Annotated in this window: 21 protein-coding genes and 1 tRNA gene; 6 read left to right on the top strand and 16 right to left on the bottom strand. The window is 63.7% G+C overall.

Annotated elements, in window-relative coordinates; genetic code table 11:
- Positions 1-7: 7 nt before the first annotated feature.
- The 5 genes from AC3WL2_RS02330 to AC3WL2_RS02310 form a co-directional block, all read right to left on the bottom strand.
- Positions 8-1174, bottom strand: a complete 1167-nt coding sequence (locus tag AC3WL2_RS02330; protein ID WP_102681697.1) for a hypothetical protein — start codon at positions 1172-1174, stop codon at positions 8-10.
- On the bottom strand, positions 1171-1914 hold the full coding sequence (locus tag AC3WL2_RS02325) for a phytanoyl-CoA dioxygenase family protein (protein WP_102681696.1): 744 nt from the start codon (positions 1912-1914) through the stop codon (positions 1171-1173). The genes AC3WL2_RS02330 and AC3WL2_RS02325 overlap by 4 nt, the downstream gene beginning before the upstream one ends.
- On the bottom strand, positions 1911-4331 hold the full coding sequence (locus tag AC3WL2_RS02320; protein ID WP_102681695.1) for an SAM-dependent methyltransferase: 2421 nt from the start codon (positions 4329-4331) through the stop codon (positions 1911-1913). The genes AC3WL2_RS02325 and AC3WL2_RS02320 overlap by 4 nt, the downstream gene beginning before the upstream one ends.
- Positions 4332-4343: 12 nt before the next feature.
- Positions 4344-6161, bottom strand: a complete 1818-nt coding sequence (locus tag AC3WL2_RS02315; RefSeq protein WP_102681694.1) for a hypothetical protein — start codon at positions 6159-6161, stop codon at positions 4344-4346.
- A 373-nt stretch (positions 6162-6534) separates the two neighbouring features.
- Positions 6535-6726 carry a DUF4223 family protein gene (locus AC3WL2_RS02310; RefSeq protein ID WP_023630554.1) on the bottom strand — a complete coding sequence of 64 codons (192 nt, stop codon included), beginning with the start codon at positions 6724-6726 and terminating at the stop codon, positions 6535-6537.
- A 491-nt stretch (positions 6727-7217) separates the two neighbouring features.
- On the opposite strand from AC3WL2_RS02310, the gene AC3WL2_RS02305 reads away from it, so the two are divergent.
- On the top strand, positions 7218-7454 hold the full coding sequence (locus tag AC3WL2_RS02305; protein WP_102681693.1) for a hypothetical protein: 237 nt from the start codon (positions 7218-7220) through the stop codon (positions 7452-7454).
- 26 nt (positions 7455-7480) lie between these two features.
- Complete coding sequence (locus tag AC3WL2_RS02300) at positions 7481-7771, top strand: DUF3077 domain-containing protein (RefSeq protein WP_102681692.1); 291 nt, start codon at positions 7481-7483, stop codon at positions 7769-7771.
- Between the two features lie 67 nt (positions 7772-7838).
- Here AC3WL2_RS02300 and AC3WL2_RS02295 read toward each other — a convergent pair whose 3' ends face one another.
- The 7 genes from AC3WL2_RS02295 to dapA form a co-directional block, all read right to left on the bottom strand.
- A complete protein-coding gene (locus AC3WL2_RS02295) occupies positions 7839-8081 on the bottom strand; it encodes a hypothetical protein (RefSeq protein ID WP_102681691.1) in 243 nt (80 codons plus the stop codon).
- Between the two features lie 11 nt (positions 8082-8092).
- A complete protein-coding gene (locus tag AC3WL2_RS02290; RefSeq protein ID WP_028692998.1) occupies positions 8093-8572 on the bottom strand; it encodes a hypothetical protein in 480 nt (159 codons plus the stop codon).
- Positions 8573-8787: 215 nt separating this feature from the next.
- A tRNA-Ser gene (locus AC3WL2_RS02285) sits at positions 8788-8877 on the bottom strand.
- Positions 8878-8968: 91 nt separating this feature from the next.
- A complete protein-coding gene (gene purC, locus AC3WL2_RS02280; protein WP_016392503.1) occupies positions 8969-9679 on the bottom strand; it encodes a phosphoribosylaminoimidazolesuccinocarboxamide synthase in 711 nt (236 codons plus the stop codon).
- 29 nt (positions 9680-9708) lie between these two features.
- The gene (locus AC3WL2_RS02275; protein WP_102681690.1) at positions 9709-10467 is read right to left on the bottom strand and encodes an MBL fold metallo-hydrolase; all 759 of its coding nucleotides are present in this window, start codon (positions 10465-10467) and stop codon (positions 9709-9711) included.
- Complete coding sequence (gene bamC / locus AC3WL2_RS02270) at positions 10468-11583, bottom strand: NlpB/DapX family lipoprotein (protein WP_102681689.1); 1116 nt, start codon at positions 11581-11583, stop codon at positions 10468-10470.
- A 17-nt stretch (positions 11584-11600) separates the two neighbouring features.
- Positions 11601-12488 (bottom strand): 4-hydroxy-tetrahydrodipicolinate synthase, encoded by an 888-nt coding sequence (dapA, locus tag AC3WL2_RS02265; RefSeq protein ID WP_102681688.1) that lies wholly within the window; start codon positions 12486-12488, stop codon positions 11601-11603.
- Between the two features lie 260 nt (positions 12489-12748).
- Here dapA and AC3WL2_RS02260 point away from each other — a divergent pair, with 260 nt between their 5' ends.
- Positions 12749-13309, top strand: a complete 561-nt coding sequence (locus AC3WL2_RS02260) for a glycine cleavage system transcriptional repressor (protein WP_038705592.1) — start codon at positions 12749-12751, stop codon at positions 13307-13309.
- Between the two features lie 10 nt (positions 13310-13319).
- Positions 13320-13793 (top strand): peroxiredoxin, encoded by a 474-nt coding sequence (locus tag AC3WL2_RS02255; RefSeq protein WP_102681687.1) that lies wholly within the window; start codon positions 13320-13322, stop codon positions 13791-13793.
- A gap of 124 nt (positions 13794-13917) precedes the next feature.
- Here the strand turns inward: AC3WL2_RS02255 and AC3WL2_RS02250 are convergent, their stop codons facing one another.
- Positions 13918-14988, bottom strand: a complete 1071-nt coding sequence (locus AC3WL2_RS02250; protein WP_102681686.1) for an AI-2E family transporter — start codon at positions 14986-14988, stop codon at positions 13918-13920.
- 163 nt (positions 14989-15151) lie between these two features.
- Positions 15152-15391 carry a sulfurtransferase TusA family protein gene (locus AC3WL2_RS02245; protein ID WP_023630920.1) on the bottom strand — a complete coding sequence of 80 codons (240 nt, stop codon included), beginning with the start codon at positions 15389-15391 and terminating at the stop codon, positions 15152-15154.
- Between the two features lie 106 nt (positions 15392-15497).
- On the opposite strand from AC3WL2_RS02245, the gene AC3WL2_RS02240 reads away from it, so the two are divergent.
- Positions 15498-16934, top strand: a complete 1437-nt coding sequence (locus tag AC3WL2_RS02240) for a M48 family metalloprotease (RefSeq protein WP_046856749.1) — start codon at positions 15498-15500, stop codon at positions 16932-16934.
- Between the two features lie 59 nt (positions 16935-16993).
- Here AC3WL2_RS02240 and nadA read toward each other — a convergent pair whose 3' ends face one another.
- Both nadA and AC3WL2_RS02230 read right to left on the bottom strand, forming a co-directional pair.
- Positions 16994-18052, bottom strand: coding sequence for a quinolinate synthase NadA (gene nadA / locus AC3WL2_RS02235; protein WP_102681685.1), 1059 nt, complete (start codon positions 18050-18052; stop codon positions 16994-16996).
- Positions 18053-18296: 244 nt separating this feature from the next.
- Complete coding sequence (locus AC3WL2_RS02230) at positions 18297-19808, bottom strand: YdgA family protein (protein WP_102681684.1); 1512 nt, start codon at positions 19806-19808, stop codon at positions 18297-18299.
- A gap of 425 nt (positions 19809-20233) precedes the next feature.
- On the opposite strand from AC3WL2_RS02230, the gene AC3WL2_RS02225 reads away from it, so the two are divergent.
- Entirely contained in the window at positions 20234-21586 is a 1353-nt protein-coding gene (locus AC3WL2_RS02225) for an APC family permease (RefSeq protein ID WP_102681683.1), read from the top strand.
- Positions 21587-21635 lie beyond the last annotated feature (49 nt).

Here is a 21635-nt window from a genome sequence, read left to right as displayed (position 1 = left end):
TGACACATCAATACGCAATGCACGCCGTGGTGCTGCGCACCCCGGCCTGGTAATGGGTGGACAGGATGCTGCCGCCGACCGGCAGGCCACGGCTGTCGAACTGCGCCCCGGCATAGTCCACGTCGGTCACACGGATCACCCGCTGGCCGTCGCGGGCATACAGGGTCACCAGCGTCCGGCGAGGCGTTCCGCTGCTGCCCGGCTGGGTGAACCAGTCTTCGCGCCGCTGCAACAGGCTGCCGTCCTGGCGCCGTTGCACACTGCTGCGATCGGCGGCGCGGTTGGGCGCCCAGGGGGCGAAGGAGCAGAGCAACGGCGCAGGCCCGACCACCTTCATGACGCCTTCCAGGTCCAGCCGCTGCCGGCCCACCAGTTGCCCCTGGCGATAGCGCAGGGCCGTGGCGCTACGGGGTTTGCCGCAGGCGGCAAAGGTGCGTACCACCAGTTCGCCGCCATGGACCTGGCGGCGGGCGTCGAACAGCACGCCGCCGTAGTCGGAGTTGATGTGCTCCAGCACGGCATTGCCGCCTTCTATATAGCGCGTACCGATCACCTGGTAAGGCACGCCGGTGGCCCCCAGGTAGGACCTGGCGCTGTAGGTCCGCGTGCCGCGGCCATCGGTATGGTTTACCGCGAGCATGCCTCCTGTCAGCCGGGTTCCGGCCATCTGCGCCTGCCCATAGGACACGCAGGTGCGTCCCAGCAGACGGCCATCGGCATCGAACTGGCGGGTGCTGTAGCTGGCATAGCACTCCTCGTCGTAGGCCATCTGCGCCTGATGGACGAGATGCCCCTGGGCATCGTTCGCCGACAGCGTGGCCAGGCCGTGAGACGGCGTGCCGGCGGCAGTGAGGTGCAAGGCGTCGTACTGGCCGAACACCGAGCGCCGCACCTGGCCCTGGTCATCGAGCAGGCGAGTGATCGAGGAGCGCGCCCGCCCCTGGTCATCGATCAGCAGGTGGCTGTCGGCATGCGGCGCGCCCCCGGCGTCCACCGAGCGGTAGCGCACCTCCAGGCCGCCATCGGTCTGGGCGTGGTACTCGGCTCTCCCCCGGGTGGCGACGTTCACCCCGTCCGGGCCGTAGTGCACCAGCGACACCGCCCTGGGCGGCCGGATGGCGTAGCCGGGGTCGACCAGGCCATCGAGCAGGCTCTGCAAGGCTTGATTGTTCATGTCGGTACTCCTTCACTGACACTGTCAGGCGCGAGGATCCCGGCCAGGTGGTCGAGCAAGGCGACCCCTTCGGCGCGGGTGGTGGCTTTCTTGTAGGAGAAGCGCATGTCCAGGCTGACCCGGGTACGCTCGCTGTCGTTGCGCATCGAGCCATGCCCCAGGTAGCCGCCATCGAAGATCAACACCTGGCCGTAGCGCAGGCTGACCGGGCTGTAGTCGGCACTGCCATAGTCGCTTTCCAGCCACAGGGCGGCGCCAGCCTCGACATCGGTGAACGGCATCCAGAAGTTGACCTGGTCGATGCGCTCGGTAACGCAGATATCGTGGTGGAACGAACTCACGCTGGGCGTGCCGGCCAGGTGCACGCGCAGCTTCGGGTGGCTGGTATAGGAAATGCCACGCCCCACCAACGGCGCCAGCACCTGGAGCATGAAGGCGTGGTAGAGGGTCCAGAAATCGGCCGTGGCAGGCTGACGCTCCATCATGTCGCTGAGCAGCAGGTTGTCCCTTGGGCGCAGCCGCGCCGGGCGGCCACGTTCGAGGTAGTGCTGGCGCAGATACAGGTGCAGCCGGTCCAGGCGCTGCACCTTGTACACGTCCCGCGTCAGTGCCGCGGCGAAGGGAAAGCGCCGGGTGTCGTATTCGAGAACCAGACGGTTGCGCCGGGGCCGGGCACCGGCCTCGGCCATCAGCCAGGCACGATCCACCCCGGCCAGCAACGGCTGCACGCGCATGTTCATCCGGCATCCTCCATTTCATCCTGGCGCAACCGCGCCAGCGCCTCGCGCAACAGGCGCAGGTTGCCGCGCGCACGGTCATAGCCATGCCAGAGGAAGATCCCGCCCTTGTCGCTGGCCGCCACCATCACCGCCACCAGGTGCTGCCAGGCCCACTCGGGCAAGCCCAACCGTGGCCGCTCGAGCAGTTGGCCTATCCACAGCGGCTCGATCAGGGCCATGCCGCGCAGTTGCACCTTGCTGCCCGCGGCGCTGCGGCCCTGGCCATGCAACAGCGGCTTGAGCGTGATCGGATCGAGGGTCACGTCCAACTGGCCGGACTCCACGGCCGGCGGGCCACCCTGCCACTGGATGCGTCCCTCGCGAAATTCGGCGGTTACCGGCTTGCCAGCGATCTCCAGCCCGTAGGGCCCCAGGCGCAACGCCAGCAACTCGGCCAGGCGACCATGCACCAGGCGCAGGCGGTAAGCCCCCAGGGCCCACTGCGCCAGGTCCTCGAAACGACGTGTCGACAGTGCCAGGCGTCGCTCACCGATGCGTGTGTCACGCCCGTTGAACAGTACTTCGCCGGGCAACGCCAGGCCCTCGCGCAACACATCAACCCCTTGGCTCGCCGAGGCCGAGGGCACGATGCGCAGCGCCTCCCCTGCGACCCGATAATCCCCTACCGCCAGGCATGCCGGACGCGCCAGCGATTGCCCGCGCAAAGCCACCTTGTAGCCGCTCCCAGCCTGTTCCCCAGCGGGCCACACCAGCCCGATCCAGCTGCGCCCGCCCTGCACCGAGAGATCGGATTGCAGATAACCGGAACTGCCATTGCCGGCCTCGGCGCTCCAGGTCAGCACGCCCGACTGATAGCGCACGCCCACCAGCGGTTGGCCATCGAGGTCGACACGCAGGCCGGCGTTCTTCATGCGGCTGAACAACGAGAGGCTCATGCGTCGACTGCTGTCGAGGTAGAAGCCGCTCCAGGGCGCCAGGCTCGACTGCAGCAGCGCATTGAGCTCGGCATTCATGCCCGGCCAGTCGATGCTCAGGCCAGCCTTGCGCGACCAAGCCGCGGCGACAGCACGCAGTTCGCCCGGCGCGGCGGCGCTGAGCGCCCGGTGCAAGGCGCTGCTGGCCGAGGTATAGGTCAGCAGGTGCTCGACCCCCTCACGATTGCCGGGATGACGCTGGGCATCGGCACCCTTGGCTGCCAGTTGCACCGCGCCCGGGTCGCGTTGCCCCAGCAGATGCCGTTCGCGGGCATCCAGCCCGCCCCAGGCCTGCACCGCGGCCTGGGGGTCGTCGCGGTACTGCCGGCGCAACTCGGCATCGTCGGACAAGGCAAGAATGAAACGTCCGGCACCGGTGTCGGCCTGCCACTGGTAACTGGCCGGCACATCGAAGCGGGCGAAATCGCTGAAGGCACGACGTTCACGCTTGTCGTAGCGGTCGATCACCCGCAATGGATCACTGGCGGCGCGCACCGGTTGGCCGGGGCGGATCAGCCCCAGCCGCTCGAGCATCTGCGGATCCGACTGCCCTGCGGTGCGCGGCGGCAGGTAGAAGGTGGAGATCCCGGTCACCCACGATTGCGCCAGCGGATCGCGCAGGCTGGCCAGGGTTTGCCGGTCGATCAGCGGATCGATCCCCGGGTAGCGCGAACCGACATAGTTGATCACCGGGTGCTCCGGGCCGTAGAGCGCCTCCAGGTAGTCGAGCAGCACGGCGAAGTTGCTATTCAGGTACCCCTGGCGTCGGTAGCCCAGCTCGCCGATCAGGCCGACCTGCCAGAGCACCAGGTGCAGCCCCGGGTCCGGCTGGCGGCGACGGATCAGCATGTCGGTGGCTTCGTACATCTGCATGCCGGGTTGGCTGGGGTCCACGCCCAGGTCGGCACACAGGGTGTCGAGGGCGCTGACTGCGGCACGCATGCTGGCGTGGTGCCCTTCACGGCGGGCGATGGTCACGGCGCGATGGGTCGACAGCACGAATACGCCGGGGTGGCCATAGAAGATCGCCACTACATGCTCGCCGTTGCGCACGTGATGCAGCATGGCCTCGGTCATCTGCATGTAGGTCAGGTAACGCGGTTTGCTGTCGTCGTAGAGCACGTACAGGTCAAAAGCGTCCGGACGCTGCGAGAGGATCCAGATCTTGGTGGCCGGGTCGGCAACGCAATAGAACACATGGTCGGCGGCTAGGATCCGCGCCTCGTCGCTGCGGCTGAAGTCCGAGGCCTCGATGCCCGAGCCAAGGATCTCAAGGGTGCCGGGGCGCTGCGGCGCGACCAGCAGGGCCGGATCGTCGCTGATGTCCGCGGCCCTGGCCGCGATGGCCTGGGCCAGCCGCCGCCAGCGGCGGCGGTGGTCCTCGGCGCTCGGGTATTGGTTGGCTTGCACCTGTTCGTGGTTGTTGCGGGTCGTCATGCTCATGCGGTTCGCTCCTCAGGCGCCTTGCGCGGCCAGGTACTTCATCGCAACACTCGCCCCCACCTTCACCGGCAGCGGCTTGCCCTGGTAGGTGGCGTTGCCGAGTATCACGAAGGCCTTGTAGGCTTGATCGCCGGTGTAGGGCGCCATGCTCGCCACCACCTGGTTCTCGTCGTCACTGGACCAGCGCCAGTTGGCCGCGTCGTTGTCGGCCTTGGTGTTGCCGGTCTGCAGCAACGTGGAAATCGTCACCCCGACGGTCTTCGGATCGCCCTGCACTTCGGCCACATACTGGCTGAAGGTCTGCCAGCGAGCCGCCACTGGCTTGTCGTCCTGCAGCATGTAGTTGACCAGCACGCCCACCCCGGTGCTCTGACGCGGTTGCAGGTTCTCGATGTCCTTCTCGTCCTGGTTCTTCCAGGCCTGGAAGATCGCGCCCACGCTCTGGAAGGCGACGTAGATCACCGCCCCTTCGATCAGGGTCGGCAAGGCCTTGGTCATGATCCAGTTGCCGACGCCATTGACCACCTTCATCAGTGCGCCGGGCTCGACGTTCACATCGGTGTCGATATCCACGTCGACATCGATGTCGATGTCCGTCTCGGTGTCGGTCACCACATCGATGTCCACGTCGATGTCCACGTCTACATCAACATCCACCACCGCGATGAAATCGACGTCGATATCGATGTCGATATCCACGTCCACGTCCACATCGATGTCGATGTCGATATCCACGTCCACATCGACGTCTATATCCACGTCGATGTCCACGTCGACGTTGACCGGATCGGCTGCGTCGCCCACGCCACTCCCGGCGCCGGCGGTGTCACCGGTGCTGTTGAGGCTGTCCTGGATGCGGCTGATCAGCTTGCCGGTATTCTGCGCCAGCCACTGCATGCCGTTGGCCACGGTGCCCAGCAGGTTGATCGCGGCGTCGAGGGTCATCGCCAGCTGCACGGTGAACAACGCGCCATAGGCCATGTCGTAGGCGACTGCGTACCAGGGCAACTGCGGGTTTTGGTAGGACTGGGCGATGAACTGCTGGCCGTCACAGGTACCGACAAAGGCCCAGGTAATCACTTCGGGCTTGCCTTCCCAGGTCAGGTCGCGGATGAACCCGGTGGTGTTGAAGCCGTGCTTGTCGTCGGCACCTGGGCTGGTCAGTTGGCCGTACTGGAACTGCAGCGCACTGCCGCCGCCCGTGCTGGGGCTGTAGTTGGCCTTGCCGTCGGCGATGGTCAACGTGCCCACCTGGGTGGTGGGCAGGATGAAGCCCATGGAGTTGCCGCTGGGGGGCTCGTAGCAGTAGTAGGTGCCCGGATAGGCGTACAGCTGGTTGTTGGCCCAGTAACCCAGGGCCGAGAACAGCGCGAAACTCACCCCAGGGTAGCCATTGGCGGCGAAGAAAGAGGCAGCCTTGTCGTTGAGGGCGTTGGCCGGGGTATCGCTGACCAGTTCGCAGAATTCCAGGGCGGTGGGGGTGAAGGGCTGGCTGATGAACGACTGGTAGAACGCCCAACCGGAGTTGGCCGTGGTCACATCCTGGTTGCCGACCTGAACCTGCTCCGAATCCGGCAGCAAGGCATTGGCCACCTGCACCAGCAAGGGAAACTGGTCGCTCTGGCGCACGATCACCAGTCGCGCCAGACTCTCGGTGAGTGGCAGCGTGGTGCTCTGGTTGGCGCCCACCGAGCCTTGCAGGGTATACACGGCGGTATAGTCCGCCGGATTGGTGGAAGGCGGATCGGTCGCTGGGTTCTTGTTGAGGGTGCTGTAGATGTCCAGCGCCAGGTTGGTGTTGTTGGTGATCTGGACGGGGTAGGTGGCCATCTCGATGCATCTCCCTTGCCTTCGAACAGCGCCAGGGCGCCGGGTTGAGACTCGACGGGCCAAGGAAGAAGAAAGGAGCGCGAGCGCGCAGGCGTGCAGACGGCGCACGCAGCGAAATGCGGGCCGTATGCCGTCCATGGTCGGGGATCCAGACTCGTCCTGAGGCTGTCAGTCAGGGTGTCATGCACTATAGCGAGCGACCGGGAATGGCAATGGAACAGTTGGCGATATGCCAGCAGCGTTCAATTGCCAATGCGCGCCCAGGGCGGAACTGCCAGAAAAGGCGGCCCCGAGAAATAAAAACCCCCGGCCACATCCATGGTCGGGGGTCTTGGATCAGGCTGTGAACAACCCGATCAGGGTATTTCCAGGATTACTGCTGCTGAGGCAGTTTATCGATCGGGCCGCAGCCGCCGATGATCTTGGAGATGGAAACCGATGGGTGGAACAGGTAGTCGTACGAGCAGTTCTTAGGCTGGTTGTAGACCTGGCCGGTGCAGCCGGACAGCAGGGCAACGCCCGAAACGACAGCAACAGCGACAGTAGCTTTGATCAGCTTTTTCATAAAAATCCTTTAGTCCATGATCCACCATCAAACGGATGGCGCGCGGATCATACGGGAAATGGCGGTGAGAATGAAAGGCACTAGTACAGGTGCACTCGTTGACCAGGGTCAACTAACAAGTTGTTGGCACGGCAACTAAGCGAGTTGAACTACTTGCTAAAACGTTACAGGCGGGTAATTCCTTTCAGCTTCCTACAGGTTTTCATCAGACTTTCCTGATTCCCTGTAGTCCATTTCCCAAGCACACTTTTTCCCCATTCAGGCCATTGCAGCTGCTCGATCTGCGACCTAGTCTCGACCCGTCGTTGCCAACTCAACGACCGGCTTTGACAGGCCGTAGCTCAGAACGCAATGGCTGCTTCATGGCAGTTGTGCGTGGGGCACATTCGTGTGCGCCGGGAACCTGAGCCTCGGTCTGTCAACCTACGTACAGCTGCCTCCATTGGTTTGACAGCTTGTGGTGGACGCCCCAAATAGCTCAGGTTACTACCATGATAAAAATTGTCCCCGACCCTCCGCTACAAGCATCCGACTCCCCTCATACCCTCGAGGATCTGCTCGTCCAGATCGCCGAGTATCTCGTCTGCGCCTTCACCGCCGCCCAGCACGCCGCCATGATCCACACCAAGCCGCCGGGCCAGGTCATGGCCCTGACCGCCGTGCACGAAATCGACAGCGCACGCAGCTTGGTAGAAATGGCCCTGAGCCGCGTACAGGCAAGGCATTGATCGCGCCCTGAGAAAGGAGAACCGGCATGACTCAAGACAAACGCATCACCACCACCGGCATCGGCAGCTTTGGCGAAAGCGGTGAAATTGATAACGAAACTCCACTGTTCCAAGTCGTTGCGGGCCACCCAATGGACTATGCCCTGGAACAATCCACGCACTTGATAACCTGCGCCTACACCCTGAGTGATATCGCGCTGACTCAGGATCTGAAGAACGCACCTACTTTGTTAGCCGCCGCCCACTATCTCACCGGCATGGCCAAAGCACTGTCGCAAGATGTCTCCCACGCAGTAACCAACAGCCCCTCTGTGTGATGCAAAAAGCCCCGTAGCGCGAACTACGGGGCTTTCAGCAAAGAAATCGATACAGACCTTTATTGCATCAACCAACCTGCTCGAATCGCCGTCGCCTCACGAACAGGCCCACGCCCAACCCGGTGGCAAGGACCGACAGCAATCCCAGGTCCAACCCGAACAAACGGGCTTGGCTAACAATGATGCAACCGGCGAAACCAACCACCACCAGCGCCACCCCCAGCCACTTGCGCAGCGGGTAGGGCCTGAGGAACCGATCCAGCAGACCATAAAGCACCAGGGCGATGACCGCATAGGTAATTTCGGACACAGGCGCCTCCCTCAGGTCTTGATGATCAGGGTCGAAGTGGAGTGCTGCGGACCGATGCCGCCATTGACCTGCGCCTCGATGCTGACCAGCACATCGCCCGCATGGTAGGTGGGCAGGACGTCATTGGCATAGGCACGCACCCCAGCGCCCACTGGCACGCCAACATACGGCGATGCAACAGAGCTGGCGGCCGCAGCAAACGCCGAGGCGGCAAGGTTGGCGACCTTGGTGCGCTGGGCGTTGAGGGTGTCACCCTGCTGCCGGGTCAGCGGCTTGGAGATGCCGATCTTCATCACGCACGGCAGCCCTTTGGCCAGCATCCTGTCGTACGTCTCGACAACCTTGCTGTTGACCTCGTAATGGGCGCTTTTAGCTTCGCCGAAATGCAGCTCGCGCAAACGCCCGCGCTCGCTGTCGGTCAGGGTGATCTGCGAGACGTTGAAGACGATCCCGTGATTGCCCATGTATTGGAAAGTCCCTTCGAACTTCATTGCACGCATCCTTACGAAAACAAAGGTCGCGATTCTCTACGACAGGTGGTGCGGCTGCAAATCGTGGCAGGTTGCCAGCAGCGATTTTCCTGCTGCCTCCAGCCCTTTGCGCGCTCAATGCCCAGACGCCAATACCGGCTATTGACGAAGTCGTTGCAAAAAAGAGGAACAATGAAAAAAGCCCCGAGACGTTAATCTCGGGGCTTTCTCATGTATGGCGGAGAGATAGGGATTTGAACCCTAGGTACTGTTGCCAGTACAACGGATTTCGAATCCGTCCCGTTCGACCACTCCGGCATCTCTCCAATGGCGCGCATCATACCAGCGATTTCGTTTCTGGCAAACCTTTTTTGAAAAAAATTCGCGTGGTATCAGGCGCTTGCGTGAACGCGCCGCTTACAGCGGCACGCCCAGGCGCTTGGCAACTTCTTCATAGGCTTCGATCACGTCACCCAGGCCCTGGCGGAAGCGGTCCTTGTCCATCTTCTTGCGGGTCTCTTTGTCCCACAGGCGGCAGCCGTCCGGGCTGAACTCGTCACCCAGGACGATCTGGCCGTGGAACACGCCGAACTCCAGCTTGAAGTCGACCAGCAGCAGGCCTGCGTCGTCGAACAGCTTGCTCAGCACTTCGTTGACCTTCAACGACAGCTTCTTCATCTCCACCAGTTGTTCGGCGGTGCCCCAGCCGAAAGCGACAACATGGGATTCGTTGATGAAGGGGTCGCCCTTCTCGTCGTTCTTCAGGAACAGCTCGAAGGTGGACGGCTCCAGCTTGATGCCCTCCTCCACGCCCAGGCGCTTGACCAGGCTACCGGCGGCGTAGTTACGCACCACACATTCGACCGGGATCATGTCGAGCTTCTTCACCAGGCACTCGTTGTCGCCCAGCAGCTTGTCGAACTGCGTCGGCACGCCGGCTTCTTCGAGTTTCTGCATGATGAAGGCGTTGAACTTGTTGTTCACCATGCCCTTGCGGTCGAGTTGTTCGATGCGCTTGCCGTCGAACGCCGAGGTGTCGTTACGGAACAGCAGGATCAAGCGGTCGGCGTCGTCGGTCTGGTAAACCGATTTGGCCTTGCCGCGGTAGAGTTCGTCGCGTTTTTCCATGATGGGCTCCGCTTGCTTGAGTAGGTGGGCTAGGCGATTTGGCGCCAGTCGAGCCCTTGATCCTGATTCGCCACCTGGAGCCAGTCCGGATCGCACCCGAGGGCGTCGACGAAGCACTGGCGGGCCAGATGTGGCAGGTTGTTCTTGCTGCTGAGGTGGGCCAGCACCAGGTGCTGCAGGTTTTGCCAGCCCAACTCGGCCACCAGGCTCGCGGCCTGGTGGTTGTTCAAATGTCCCTGGCTGCCGCCGACCCGCAGCTTGAGAAAGCGCGGGTAATGCCCACGGGCCAGCAGGTCGCGGCAATGGTTGGCTTCGATCAGCAGGGCATCGAGCCCCTGATAGCGCTCCAACAACTGCGCGTCGTAGCTGCCCAGGTCGGTGAGCATGCCGAAGCGGCGGCGACCGTCGCTGATCACGTACTGCAACGGCTCGTAGGCATCATGCTCGACCCGTGCCGCGCTGACCTGCAGATCGCCGATCTGCACGACATCGCCGCAACCGAGAAAACCGGCCACCTCCACCGGCTTGCGCATGCCGCGCAATGTGCCCTCGCTAAGGTAGACCGGTACATTGTAGCGCCGCGACAGCAGCCCCACCCCATGCACGTGGTCGGCATGTTCATGGGTCACCAGCACCGCGCTCAATTGCGTGGCCGACACCCCGAGCAGCGCCAGGCGCCGCTCGGTCTCGCGCAGGGAAAAGCCGCAATCGACCAGGATGACCGTGTCACCACTGGCGATGAGCGTGCCGTTTCCCTGGCTGCCGCTTCCCAGAACCGCGAAGCGCACTTAGCCCAGGTGGTCCTGGATCGCGCTCAGCACGCGGCGGGCGACATCGGCCGGGGCCACGGTGTTGATGTTCTTCTCGACGGTCACCTGGACGTTTTCACCCACCTTGCTCAGGCGTACCTGATAGCGCTCGGCGCGGGCTTCACGCTCTTCCTTGCTCGGCTCGCTGCCGAACAGGCGGCTGAAGAAGCCAGGCTCCTTCTGCTTGTCGTCAGGCTTCTCGGACAGGTTGATGTAGTACAGGCCCAGGCTGCGGTTGATGTCCTCGACGCGCCACTCGCCCTGCTCCAGGGCACGGCCGACGCCGGACCAGGCGCGGTCCAGGTCGGAACCCAGGAACAGCACCGGGTTGCCGCTGCCGTCCTCACTCAGGCTGACCTGACTTGGGGCATCGAAGTCGCGCGCGGCCAGCAGCGAGACCGACCCGCCCTTCTCGGCGCTGCGGTTCATGCTGGCGAGCATTTCGTCGACCAGCAGAGCGTCGGTGCCGGTGTTGCTGGAGGCGGACGGGAAGTCAGGCTCGGCAGTGCTGCCGGCCGGGCGCTCAACGCTGACCACATACACCTCGGAGGTGTTGCGCTGCACGCCGGGCTCCATGCGCACCCGCACGCGGACTTCGCTGTCCGCGCTGCTGGAGGTGCTGGCCAGGCGCTGGCCGAGGGAGGCCGACAGCTCGTCGAAGCGCTGCCAGGTGGTGTTGAATTCACCGGTCTGCGGGCGCTCTTCAGCGATGCGGAAACCGTTGTCCTCGAAGAACTGGCGGGTCACCGGCCAGACTTCGGCAGGCGAACGCTGGGCCAGTACCCAACGGCTGTTGCCGCTGCGCTGAAGGCTGAAATCGCTGATGTCGGCGGTGGCCGACAGCGGCTGTGGACGGGGTACCTCGAACTCGCCGCTGGCGCGATCGTCGGCCACGTTGCGCGGGATCGGCAACAGCGGATCCAGGCGCTTGACGTTGCTGGCGTCCGGCGGCAGCTGCATCGGCGCGGTAGGCTGCGCCTGCAGATAGTCGCTGCCACGGTCGCGGAAATAGCCATCCTCGCCCCACAGCCAGCCGCACCCACTGGTGCTGGAAATGATCAGGGCGAGAGCGGAAAGACCAGCCAGTCGCTTCATGCGGTGTACTTCCTCGATTAAACCAGTACGCCGGACTGGCGCAAGGCAGTACGGACTTTTTCGTGACAGCCTTCGCTCAGCCAGGTCAGCGGCAGGCGGATACCTTGTTGCATCAGGCCCATTTCAACCAGCGCCCATTTCACCGGGATCGGGTTGGCTTCGCAGAACAGGTCCTTGTGCAGCGGCATGAGTTTTTCGTTGATTGCGCGGGCCTTCTCGGCATTGCCCTCAAGGGCGGCCTCGCACAGGTCGGCCATTTCGCGCGGGGCGACGTTGGCGGTGACGGAAATGTTGCCCTTGCCGCCCATCAGGATCAGCTCGACGGCGGTCGGATCGTCGCCGGACAGGACGATGAAGTCCTTGTCGACGCCGTCCAGGATCTGCTTGGCACGGACCAGGTCGCCGGTGGCTTCCTTGATGCCGATGATGTTCTTGACCTTCGACAGGCGGATCACGGTGTCGGCCTGCATGTCGCAGGAGGTGCGGCCGGGTACGTTGTACAGGATCTGCGGGATGTCGACAGCTTCGGCGATGTGCTTGAAGTGCTGGTACAGGCCTTCCTGGGTCGGCTTGTTGTAGTAAGGCACGACGAGCAGGCAGGCGTCGGCGCCGGCATTCTTGGCGTTCTGGGTCAGGTGCACGGCTTCGGCAGTGGAGTTGGCACCGGTACCGGCAATTACCGGGATCCGCTTCTTGCTGTGCTTGACCCGCTCGACCACGTGCTTGATGACCAAAATGTGCTCTTCGACATCCAGCGTGGCGGATTCACCGGTGGTACCGACAGCTACGATCGCGTGAGTGCCATTTTCCAGGTGGAAGTCTACAAGTTTGTCGAGGCTGCCCCAGTCCAGACGCCCTTGTGCATCCATGGGTGTGACCAACGCCACCATACTGCCCGCAATCATGTAATTGCTCCTGCCGGAAAAAGAGAGCGGTAATGGTACTGGCGCCATCGGCCTTGCACAAGCGAAGCAGGCGGGCGGAGCATTCCCCTTCGCGCCGCTTTTCGCTACCCTTGATCCTTTGATCGGTACAGCGCGGCCCGCCGGGCCGTCGACAGTGCTCCTCGCCTGCGTCCACAGCCGCCCAAACCGGCCGGGGCCCTGCTGGAAAAGGAGGCTTGCCCCCGTCCTGTACCGACCGCTCATCGCTTTAGGAATGCTGCATGTCCACCCCCACCGTTCGCGAACAATTCCTCGTCATCAGCGCCCTGGGCCCCAACCCCATGGAGCTGGCCAACGTCCTCAGCCGCGCGGCCTTCGACAATCGCTGCGCGGTGGTCACCTCGCGCCTGTCGCGCCACGGCGAAACCAGCGCCCTGGTGCTGCAGGTCGGCGGCAGCTGGGATGCCCTGGCCCGCCTCGAGGCCACCCTGCCAGGCCTGGGCAAGAAGCACGGCCTGACGCTGGACGTGGTCCGCAGCGCCGACCAAGAGGTGCGCCCGCAGGCCCTGCCTTACGTGGCCTACGTCAGCGCCGCCTATCGCCCGGACATCATCAACGAGCTGTGCCAGTTCTTCCTCGACCACCGCGTCGAGCTCGAAGCGATGACCTGCGACACCTACCTCGCCCCGCAGACCGGCAGCAGCATGCTCAACGCCCAGTTCACCGTGATCCTGCCAGCCGGCACCCAGATCAGCTGGCTGCGCGACCAGTTTCTCGACTTCGCCGACGCGCTGAACCTGGACGCGCTGATCGAACCGTGGCGCCCACAGAACCCTGTCTAAGGAAGCTCCCATGGCCGTAGCAATCGACCAACCCGTCGCCGATTTCCAGGTGCAGGCCACCAGCGGCCAGAGCGTCAGCCTGGCTGAACTGAAAGGCCAGCAAGTGGTGCTGTACTTCTACCCCAAGGACAGCACCCCGGGCTGCACCACCGAAGGCCAGGGTTTCCGCGACCAGCACGCGGCGTTCCAGGCCGCCAACACCGTGGTGTTCGGCGTATCGCGCGACGGCATCAAGTCGCATGAGAACTTCAAGGCCAAGCAGGCCTTTCCCTTCGAGCTGATCAGCGACAAGGACGAGGCCCTGTGCCAGCTGTTCGACGTGATCAAGCTGAAGAAGCTGTATGGCAAGGAATACCTGGGCGTGGACCGCAGCACCTTCCTGATCGACAAGGACGGTGTGCTGCGCCAGGAATGGCGTGGGGTGAAGGTGCCCGGGCATGTGGATGCGGTACTGGCTGCGGCCGAGGCCTTGAACAAAGCTTAAGGACGCATGGGGCTGCTGCGCAGCCCTTCGCCGCGGTTCGTCGCCACGACAAGCCGGCTCCCACAGGTAAAGCGATCCATGTGGGAGGCTTGCAGGCGAAAGGGCCGCAAAGCGGCCCCAGCAATTACAGCATCGGCGCCACAGACGTTTCCTGCCGCGGCCAGGCATCCAGCACCGCCTTGAACAGCGTCGCCAGCGGGATCGCGAAGAAGATCCCCCAGAACCCCCACAGCCCGCCGAACAGCAGCACCGCGCAGATGATCGCCACCGGGTGCAGGCTCACCGCCTCGGAGAACAGCAACGGCACCAGCACGTTGCCATCGAGCGCCTGGATGATCGCGTACACCGCCATCAGGTAGATGAACTGGTCGCCCCAGCCCCACTGGAACAGCGCGATCAGGGTCACCGGCACCGTCACCACCACCGCGCCGACATACGGTACCACCACCGACAACCCCACCAGCAGCGCCAGCAAGGCGGCATAGTTGAGGCCCAGGCTGATGAAGGCGATATAGGTGGCAATCCCGCAGATCAGGATCTCGATGCCCTTGCCACGGATATAGTTGGCGATCTGCCGGTTCATCTCGTCGCCCACCCGGTTGAGCAACGTGCGCTCACGCGGCAGGTAGCCACTGACCCAGCGCCCGATCAGCTCGCGATCCTTGAGGAAGAAGAACACCAGGATCGGCACCAGCACCAGGTAGATCATGGCATTGACCAGCAGCGGCAGGCTCGACAAGGAGAAGGTCAATGCCCATTGGCCGAACTTGCCGATTTCGCCGCGCACCGACTCGATGGCGCGCAGCACTTGCTCATCCGACACCAGGTGCGGGTAGCGCTCGGGCAACAGCAGCAACAGCGACTGCCACTTGCCGAGCATGCCGGGCAGCTCGTTGAACAAGGTGATCAGCTGATGCCAGAGCAGCGGCACCAGCACCAGCATGAACACCGCCAGCGCGCCCATGAACAGCGCGAACACCAGCCAGACGGCCAGCCGTGTGGGTACCCTCAGGCGCTCCAGGGCATTGACCAGCCCCTGCATGAGAAACGCCAGGACCATGCCCGCCAGCACCGGCGCGAGCATGCCGCCCAAGGTCAGCACCACGGTGAAGGCCAGGAACAGCAGGACCGCCAGCACCACTGCCTCCTCGTCGGAGAAGTAGCGCTGCATCCAGTCGCGAAGCACTTTGAACATTGACGATCCTAGGTTCTGTACGAAAAGCCTTGAGACGCAGGTCAGGCAAGGCGAAAACAGCCGAGGAAGCGGAGTGTACTAGAGTACATGAGCATTCCGAGGCTGTTTTCAACGCAGCATGAACAAGTATCAAGGCTTTTCGTATAGAGCCTAATGAAGGGAATCAGGCCTTGCGCAGCCAGTAGGTGTAGACCCCGGCCTCGGCCGTTTCATGCAGCAGCGTATGACCGGCCAATTGGGCGAACGTGCGGAAGTCGCGTTGCGAGCCGGCATCGGTGGCGAGCACCTTGAGCACCGCGCCGCTGGCCAGGCGATTGAGCTCCATCTTCGCCTTGAGCAGCGGCAATGGACAGTTGAGACCGCTGGCATCGAGCTCGGCGTCACAAGTCGGGGTGTCACTCATCGGGCAGCGCTCCAGGACCGCATGGGGAAGGCCGCTAGGATACCGCCACTGGTCGGCATCGCGCGACCCGGCTACAGTAAGGCTTTTGACCGACGCGAGCTTCTGCATGAATCTACTGCGCCCCACCCTGTTGACGCTGGCCTGCCTGCTGGCCCTGCCCGGCCACGCCGACGACCTGCCGTCACTGGGCGACGCCAGCTCCGCGATCGTCTCGCCACAACAGGAACACCAGCTCGGCCGCGCCTGGCTGAGCCTGTTGCGCGGCCAGGTGAACCAGCTCAACGACCCACAGCTCAAGGACTTCGTCGAGACCAGCGTGTACAAGCTGGCCGAGACCAGCCAGCTGCAGGACCGGCGCCTGGAGTTCATCCTTATCGACAGCAAGGAACTCAACGCCTTTGCCGCACCCGGTGGCATCGTCGGGGTCAACGGTGGCCTGTTCCTCAATGCCCAGACCGAAGGCGAGTACGCCTCGGTGTTGGCCCACGAACTGGCGCACTTGTCGCAACGCCACTTCGCCCGCGGCGTCGAGGCCCAGCAACGCATGCAACTGCCGATGATGGCGGCCTTGCTGGCCGGTATCGTGCTGGCGGCGGGCGGCGGCGGCGATGCCGGCATTGGCGTGATCGCCGGCACACAGGCCGCGGCAATCCAGGAGCAGCGGCGCTTTTCCCGGCAGAACGAACAGGAAGCCGACCGTTTCGGCATCCTCAACCTGGAAAAGGCCGGCTACGATCCGCGCAACATGCCCAGCATGTTCGAGCGCCTGGCCCGCCAGTACCGCTACGATGCCAAGCCGCCGGAATTCCTGCTGACCCACCCGGTTACCGAATCGCGTATCGCCGACACCCGCAACCGCGCCGAACAGGCGCCCAAGGGCGGCGTGGAAGATAGCCTGCGCTACCAGTTGATCCGCGCCCGCGTGCAGCTCACCTACGAAGGCACGCCGGGCATGGCCGCCAAGCGTTTCCGCGCCCAGCTCGACGAAACCCCGAACATGGATGCCGCCCGCTACGGCCTGGCCCTGGCGCAGATCAAGGGCGGCCAGCTCAACGAAGCGCGGGAGAACCTCAAGCCGCTGCTGGCCAAGGCGCCCAACGACATCACCTACAACCTGGCGCAGATCGACCTGGACATCACCAACAACCGCCTGGCCGACGCCCAGCAGCGCGCCCAGCGCATGCAGGCGCTGTACCCGGGCAACTACCCGTTGAAACAGGTGCGCGCCGACCTGCTGGTCAAGCAGAACAAGCCGGCCGAAGCGGAAAAGGTGCTGGATGACCTGGTCAAGAACCGTCCGGACGATCCGGACGTGTGGTACGACGTGGCCGAAGTGCGCGGGCTGTCGGGCAACACTATCGGCCTGCACCGCGCGCGCGCCGAATACTTCACCCTGGTCGGCGACTTCGACCAGGCGATCCAGCAGCTTGACTACGCCAAGCGCCGCTCGGGCAGCAACTTCCCGCTGGCTTCACAGATCGACCAGCGCCAGCGCGAGATCATGGAGCAGCAGCGCATGGTCAAGGAGATGATGGGGCGCTGATACACAGCCAGAAACCATCGCGGCGACCCGACTTGCCCCGCGATAGTTTGTGCAACCGGTCAGGCGTTACCGGACAACTTCAACCGCGCCGCCTGGGTGAAGTCGAGCATGCGGTTCAACGGCTTGATCGCCTTGGGGATCAGCGCCGGCTCGACGAAGATCTCGTTGCTGCCATTGCGCAGACAGTCCAGCACCCGCTCCAGGGTGTTCATGGCCATCCACGGGCAGTGCGCGCAGCTGCGGCAGGCCGCGCCGTTGCCAGCAGTCGGCGCCTCGACGAACTCCTTGTCCGGGCACAGCTGCTGCATCTTGTAGAAGATGCCGCGGTCGGTGGCGACGATGAAAGTCTTGTTCGGCAAGGTCTGCGCCGCCTTGATCAGCTGGCTGGTGGAACCCACCGCGTCTGCCAGCTCGATCACCGCTTCCGGCGACTCGGGGTGCACCAGGATCGCGGCGTCCGGGTACAGCGCCTTCATGTCGGCCAACTGGCGCGACTTGAACTCTTCATGAACGATGCAGGCGCCATCCCACAGCAGCATGTCGGCACCAGTCTGCTTCTGGATGTAACGACCCAGGTGCTGGTCCGGGCCCCAGATGATGGTCTCGCCGTTGTCCATCAGGCTTTCGACGATTTCCAGCGCGCAGCTGGAGGTCACCACCCAGTCGGCGCGGGCTTTCACTGCTGCGGAAGTATTGGCGTAGACCACCACGGTGCGCTCGGGATGCTGGTCGCAGAAATCCGAGAATTCCTTGACCGGGCACCCCAGGTCGAGGGAACAGGTCGCTTCCAGGGTCGGCATCAGCACGCGTTTTTCCGGGGTGAGGATCTTCGCCGTCTCGCCCATGAAGCGCACCCCTGCCACCACCACGGTCTCGGCGGGGTGATTCTTGCCGAAGCGCGCCATTTCCAGCGAGTCGGACACGCAGCCGCCGGTTTCCTCGGCCAGGGCCTGGATCACCGGATCGCAATAGTAGTGGGCCACCAGCACGGCGTTCTGCTTCTTCAGCTCGGCGGCGATGGCCGCACGGTATTCGGCCTCCTGCGCGGGCGTCAGCGGGTTGGGCTGCTTGGCATCGAGGTGCGCCTGGACCAACAGGCGTTCGGAAATCTGGGTCATGATCGCTGGACCTGCAGGGCGCTTGAGCGCGTCAGTCGAGTGTATCACCCGGCCCTGGCAGATCGGCTAGCGGTGCCGGACGGCCAGCGTCTCGGCCCCTCTGCGGGCGCGGATTATTATCGGACGCGAAGGCTACAGGCAATCGGAAGGATGCAAAAGGGGTTTTTGCAGCCCTCCGTCGCGGAGCAAGTCGGGTCGCCGCATCGCCGCTCCCACGATGATGGGAGCGGGTCTGCCCGAGGGCTCAGCCCTGCGGCTGCAGCGCCGCCAGGTGGCCGCTGATCAGCATGGCGAACTCTTCGACGGTCATCTTCTTGCCGTTGAAGTCGACCATGCCATCGGCGTACTGCAGGCTCGATACCACATCGGTGCCCTCTACCGTGGCCATGCCGCTCTGCAGCGCCATCATGCCGAGCATCTCGCCAGCCTGGCTGGACTGCTGGGCAATGGCCTGGGCGTCGGTCTCGCCGTCGAGCAGCGCCTGCAACGTGGCCAGGTCACCGACCATCGGCTTGGAGACACTGAGCTTGGCCTTCAGCTGGGTCAGCAGCTGCTTGCCCAGTTGGTCAGGCGGCAGGTCGAACGAACTCGGGCTGGCGAAGTCCATCGCCAGGTTGAAGTGGCTCTCGCCATTGGCGGTCTTGAACGCCAGCTTCTCCACCGCGACCTGCGGCTTGGCCACCAGCAGCTTCTGCAACTCGCCCTGGACCTTGGCCTGCTCCTCGGGGGTCATGTCCAACGTCGGCGCCTCGCCCTCGGCGGCTGCCTGCTGCATCTGCGGCAGCTGGGTCTGGTACCACTCCATCAGCGCCTGCATGGCCGCGATGTCGATGGACTTCATGGTCAGGACCATTTCCGCGCTGCCGACCTTGCGCCCGCCGTAGCTGATGTCGGCGACCTTGTATTCCAGGCGCCCGGCCAGCTTGTCCTTGGCCTCGCCCTCGGCGTTGTACAAGTTGTTCTGCTGCAGGCCCTTGAGCACCAGCACTTCCTGCTTCGGCCCGAAGGTCACCTGGGTGTCGGCCAGGGCCAGGTCGAAGTTGCCGACATAGACCATGTCGTGAGCGGTTTCGTGGAGCTTGCCGCCGGCCTTGAAGCCGTTGAGCAGGATCTTCACCGGCGCCTGTTGCTCATCGACGAAGTTCAACTCCAGGTGCTCGGCATTGCCGTGGATCTCCACCGCCTTGCCGTCGCGGTCACCGCGCAGTTGCAGCTGCAGGCCGGAGAAGTCCAGGGCGTTGCCGCCGTCCTCCTTGAGCGTCACCGGCGCCAGGCGGATATCGCTGTCGACGCTGCCGTTGTAGCCGAGGCTGACCTGGGCGGTGACCGGTGCCTTGTCGCCGGCGGCGGTGAACCAACCTGCGGTGAAGTCATCCTTGTCCAAAGCACTGTTGCTGGTGGCCATGACCGGCATCAGCTTGAACGCCTTGACCCGCGACCAGGGGAACGGGCCGTGCTCGATCTGGTCGGTCACGCCGACCTGGAAGTTCAGCGCCTCGGCCTCGCCGAGCTGCACGTTCTCGGCCTTCAGGCGGTAGTGCGCGGTGCTGGTGAAGAAGTGCTGGTCCAAAGAGACCAGCTCGATGGTCATGCTGCCGCCGTTACCGACCAGGGCTTTCTTCAGCTCTTCGTTGCCGCGGGCAACGGAGCGTTCCAGCTCCGCGGGCAGTTGCTTGCCGGTGTACCAGGCGCCAGCGGTGGTTGCGACGGCGATGGCGACCGCCAGGCCGGAAAGGATGCCTACTGATTTCTTCATGAATAGAACCGATTGCTGTCCATAGGGAGGGCGATTGGGCGGACCACGGAAACGAGGGCACGCGGGGTGGCAAGAATACCATCGGCACCCGGCCGGCGCGGTAATGCTTGCGGTATTTCGTTTATCGACACCCCAAGGGCAGCCTGCCTTGGCCAACAGCAATGTCAATTTTTACGAACATCAAAATCGACTTACGATCCGCTCAATCGGCCAATAACAGTGCATAACGGCCAAAAAAACCGATTCACCTTCCATCCAACTGACTACCTGTCATGTTTAACTTGACACTCAAACGACCATCGTTGTTTATTTCGCGCACCCTGCAGCTCCAACATAAAAGGTGAACAACATGGAGCCCATCCGCTCGACCTTGTCGTGCCCGTCACTCGCCGTGCCCGTTGTTTCGACACAGGAGCAGCGCCCGCATGCAGCCTGACCACAGCGCTTCCGGCGATGCCCAGTTCCGCAAGTCCCTGCGCCTCTGGCACGTGGTGATCATCGGCCTGGCCTACCTCACCCCAATGACCGTGTTCGATACCTTCGGCATCGTCTCCGGCATCACCGCAGGGCATGTGCCCAGCGCCTACATCCTGGCCCTGGTCGGCATCCTGTTCACTGCCGTGAGCTACGGCACGCTGGTGCGGCGCTTCCCGCAGTCGGGCTCGGCGTACACCTACACCCAACGCGCCATCAACCCGCACGTGGGTTTCCTGGTCGGCTGGTCGTCGCTGCTGGACTACCTGCTGCTGCCCATGGTCAACGCGCTGCTGGCCAAGCTCTACCTGTCGGCAATGTTCCCCGAAGTGCCGGCCTGGGTATGGGTGGCCAGCTTCGTCACCCTGATCAGCCTGATCAACATGCGCAGCATCAACCTGGTGGCGCATTTCAACCTGCTGTTCGTCGCCGTGCAGGTGGCGATCATCTCGGTGTTCATCTACCTGTGCTGGCGCGGCCTGGGCCACGGCGAGGGATTGGGCACCGCCTGGAGCCTGCTGCCGTTCGCCGATGACCAGACCCAGTTCGCCGCCCTGGCCGCTGGCGCGACCATCCTGTGCTTCTCGTTCCTGGGCTTCGATGCAGTGACCTGCCTGTCGGAGGAAACCCGCGACCCGGGCAAGACCATCCCCCGGGCGATCTTCCTCACGGCGCTGATCGGCGGCGTGGTGTTCATCGGCGTGTCCTACTTCATCCAGGCCTACTTCCCGACCATGCAGCGCTTCCACGACCAGGAAGCGGCCCTGCCGGAAATCGCCCTGTACGTCGGCGGCAAGCTGTTCCAGTCGGTGTTCATCGCCTGCACGGTGATCAACACCATCGCCTCGGGCCTGGCCTCGCAGACCAGCGTGTCGCGCCTGCTGTACGTGATGGGCCGCGACAACGTGATCCCGGCCGGGGTGTTCGCCCGCCTGCACCCGCGCTACAAGACCCCGGTGCTGAACATCGCCGTGGTCGGCCTGATTTCGCTGTCGGCGATCTTCTTCGACCTGGTCACCGCCACCTCGGTGATCAACTTCGGCGCGCTGGTGGCGTTCAGCTTCGTCAACCTCTCGGCGATCAACCACTGCTATATCCGTGAGAGACAGAACAAGGGCCTGACGAACAACCTCAAGTATCTGGTGGCGCCGACGATAGGCTTCTGCATCATCGTCTCGCTGTGGCTGGACCTGAACGAACACTCCTTGCTGTTCGGCGGAATCTGGGCCCTGCTTGGCGTGCTCTACCTGGCCTGGCTGACCAAGGCCTTCAGGGTTGCGCCACCGAACTGCATCGCCGAATGACCCCACCGACGCCCGCCTGACCGCGGGCGTTGTGTTTGCCCGAGAAGGA

Source organism: Pseudomonas sp. FW305-96 (assembly GCF_058783825.1).
The sequence above is the reverse complement of the archived record's forward strand: the minus strand, read 5'-3'. Positions and strand labels throughout refer to the sequence as shown.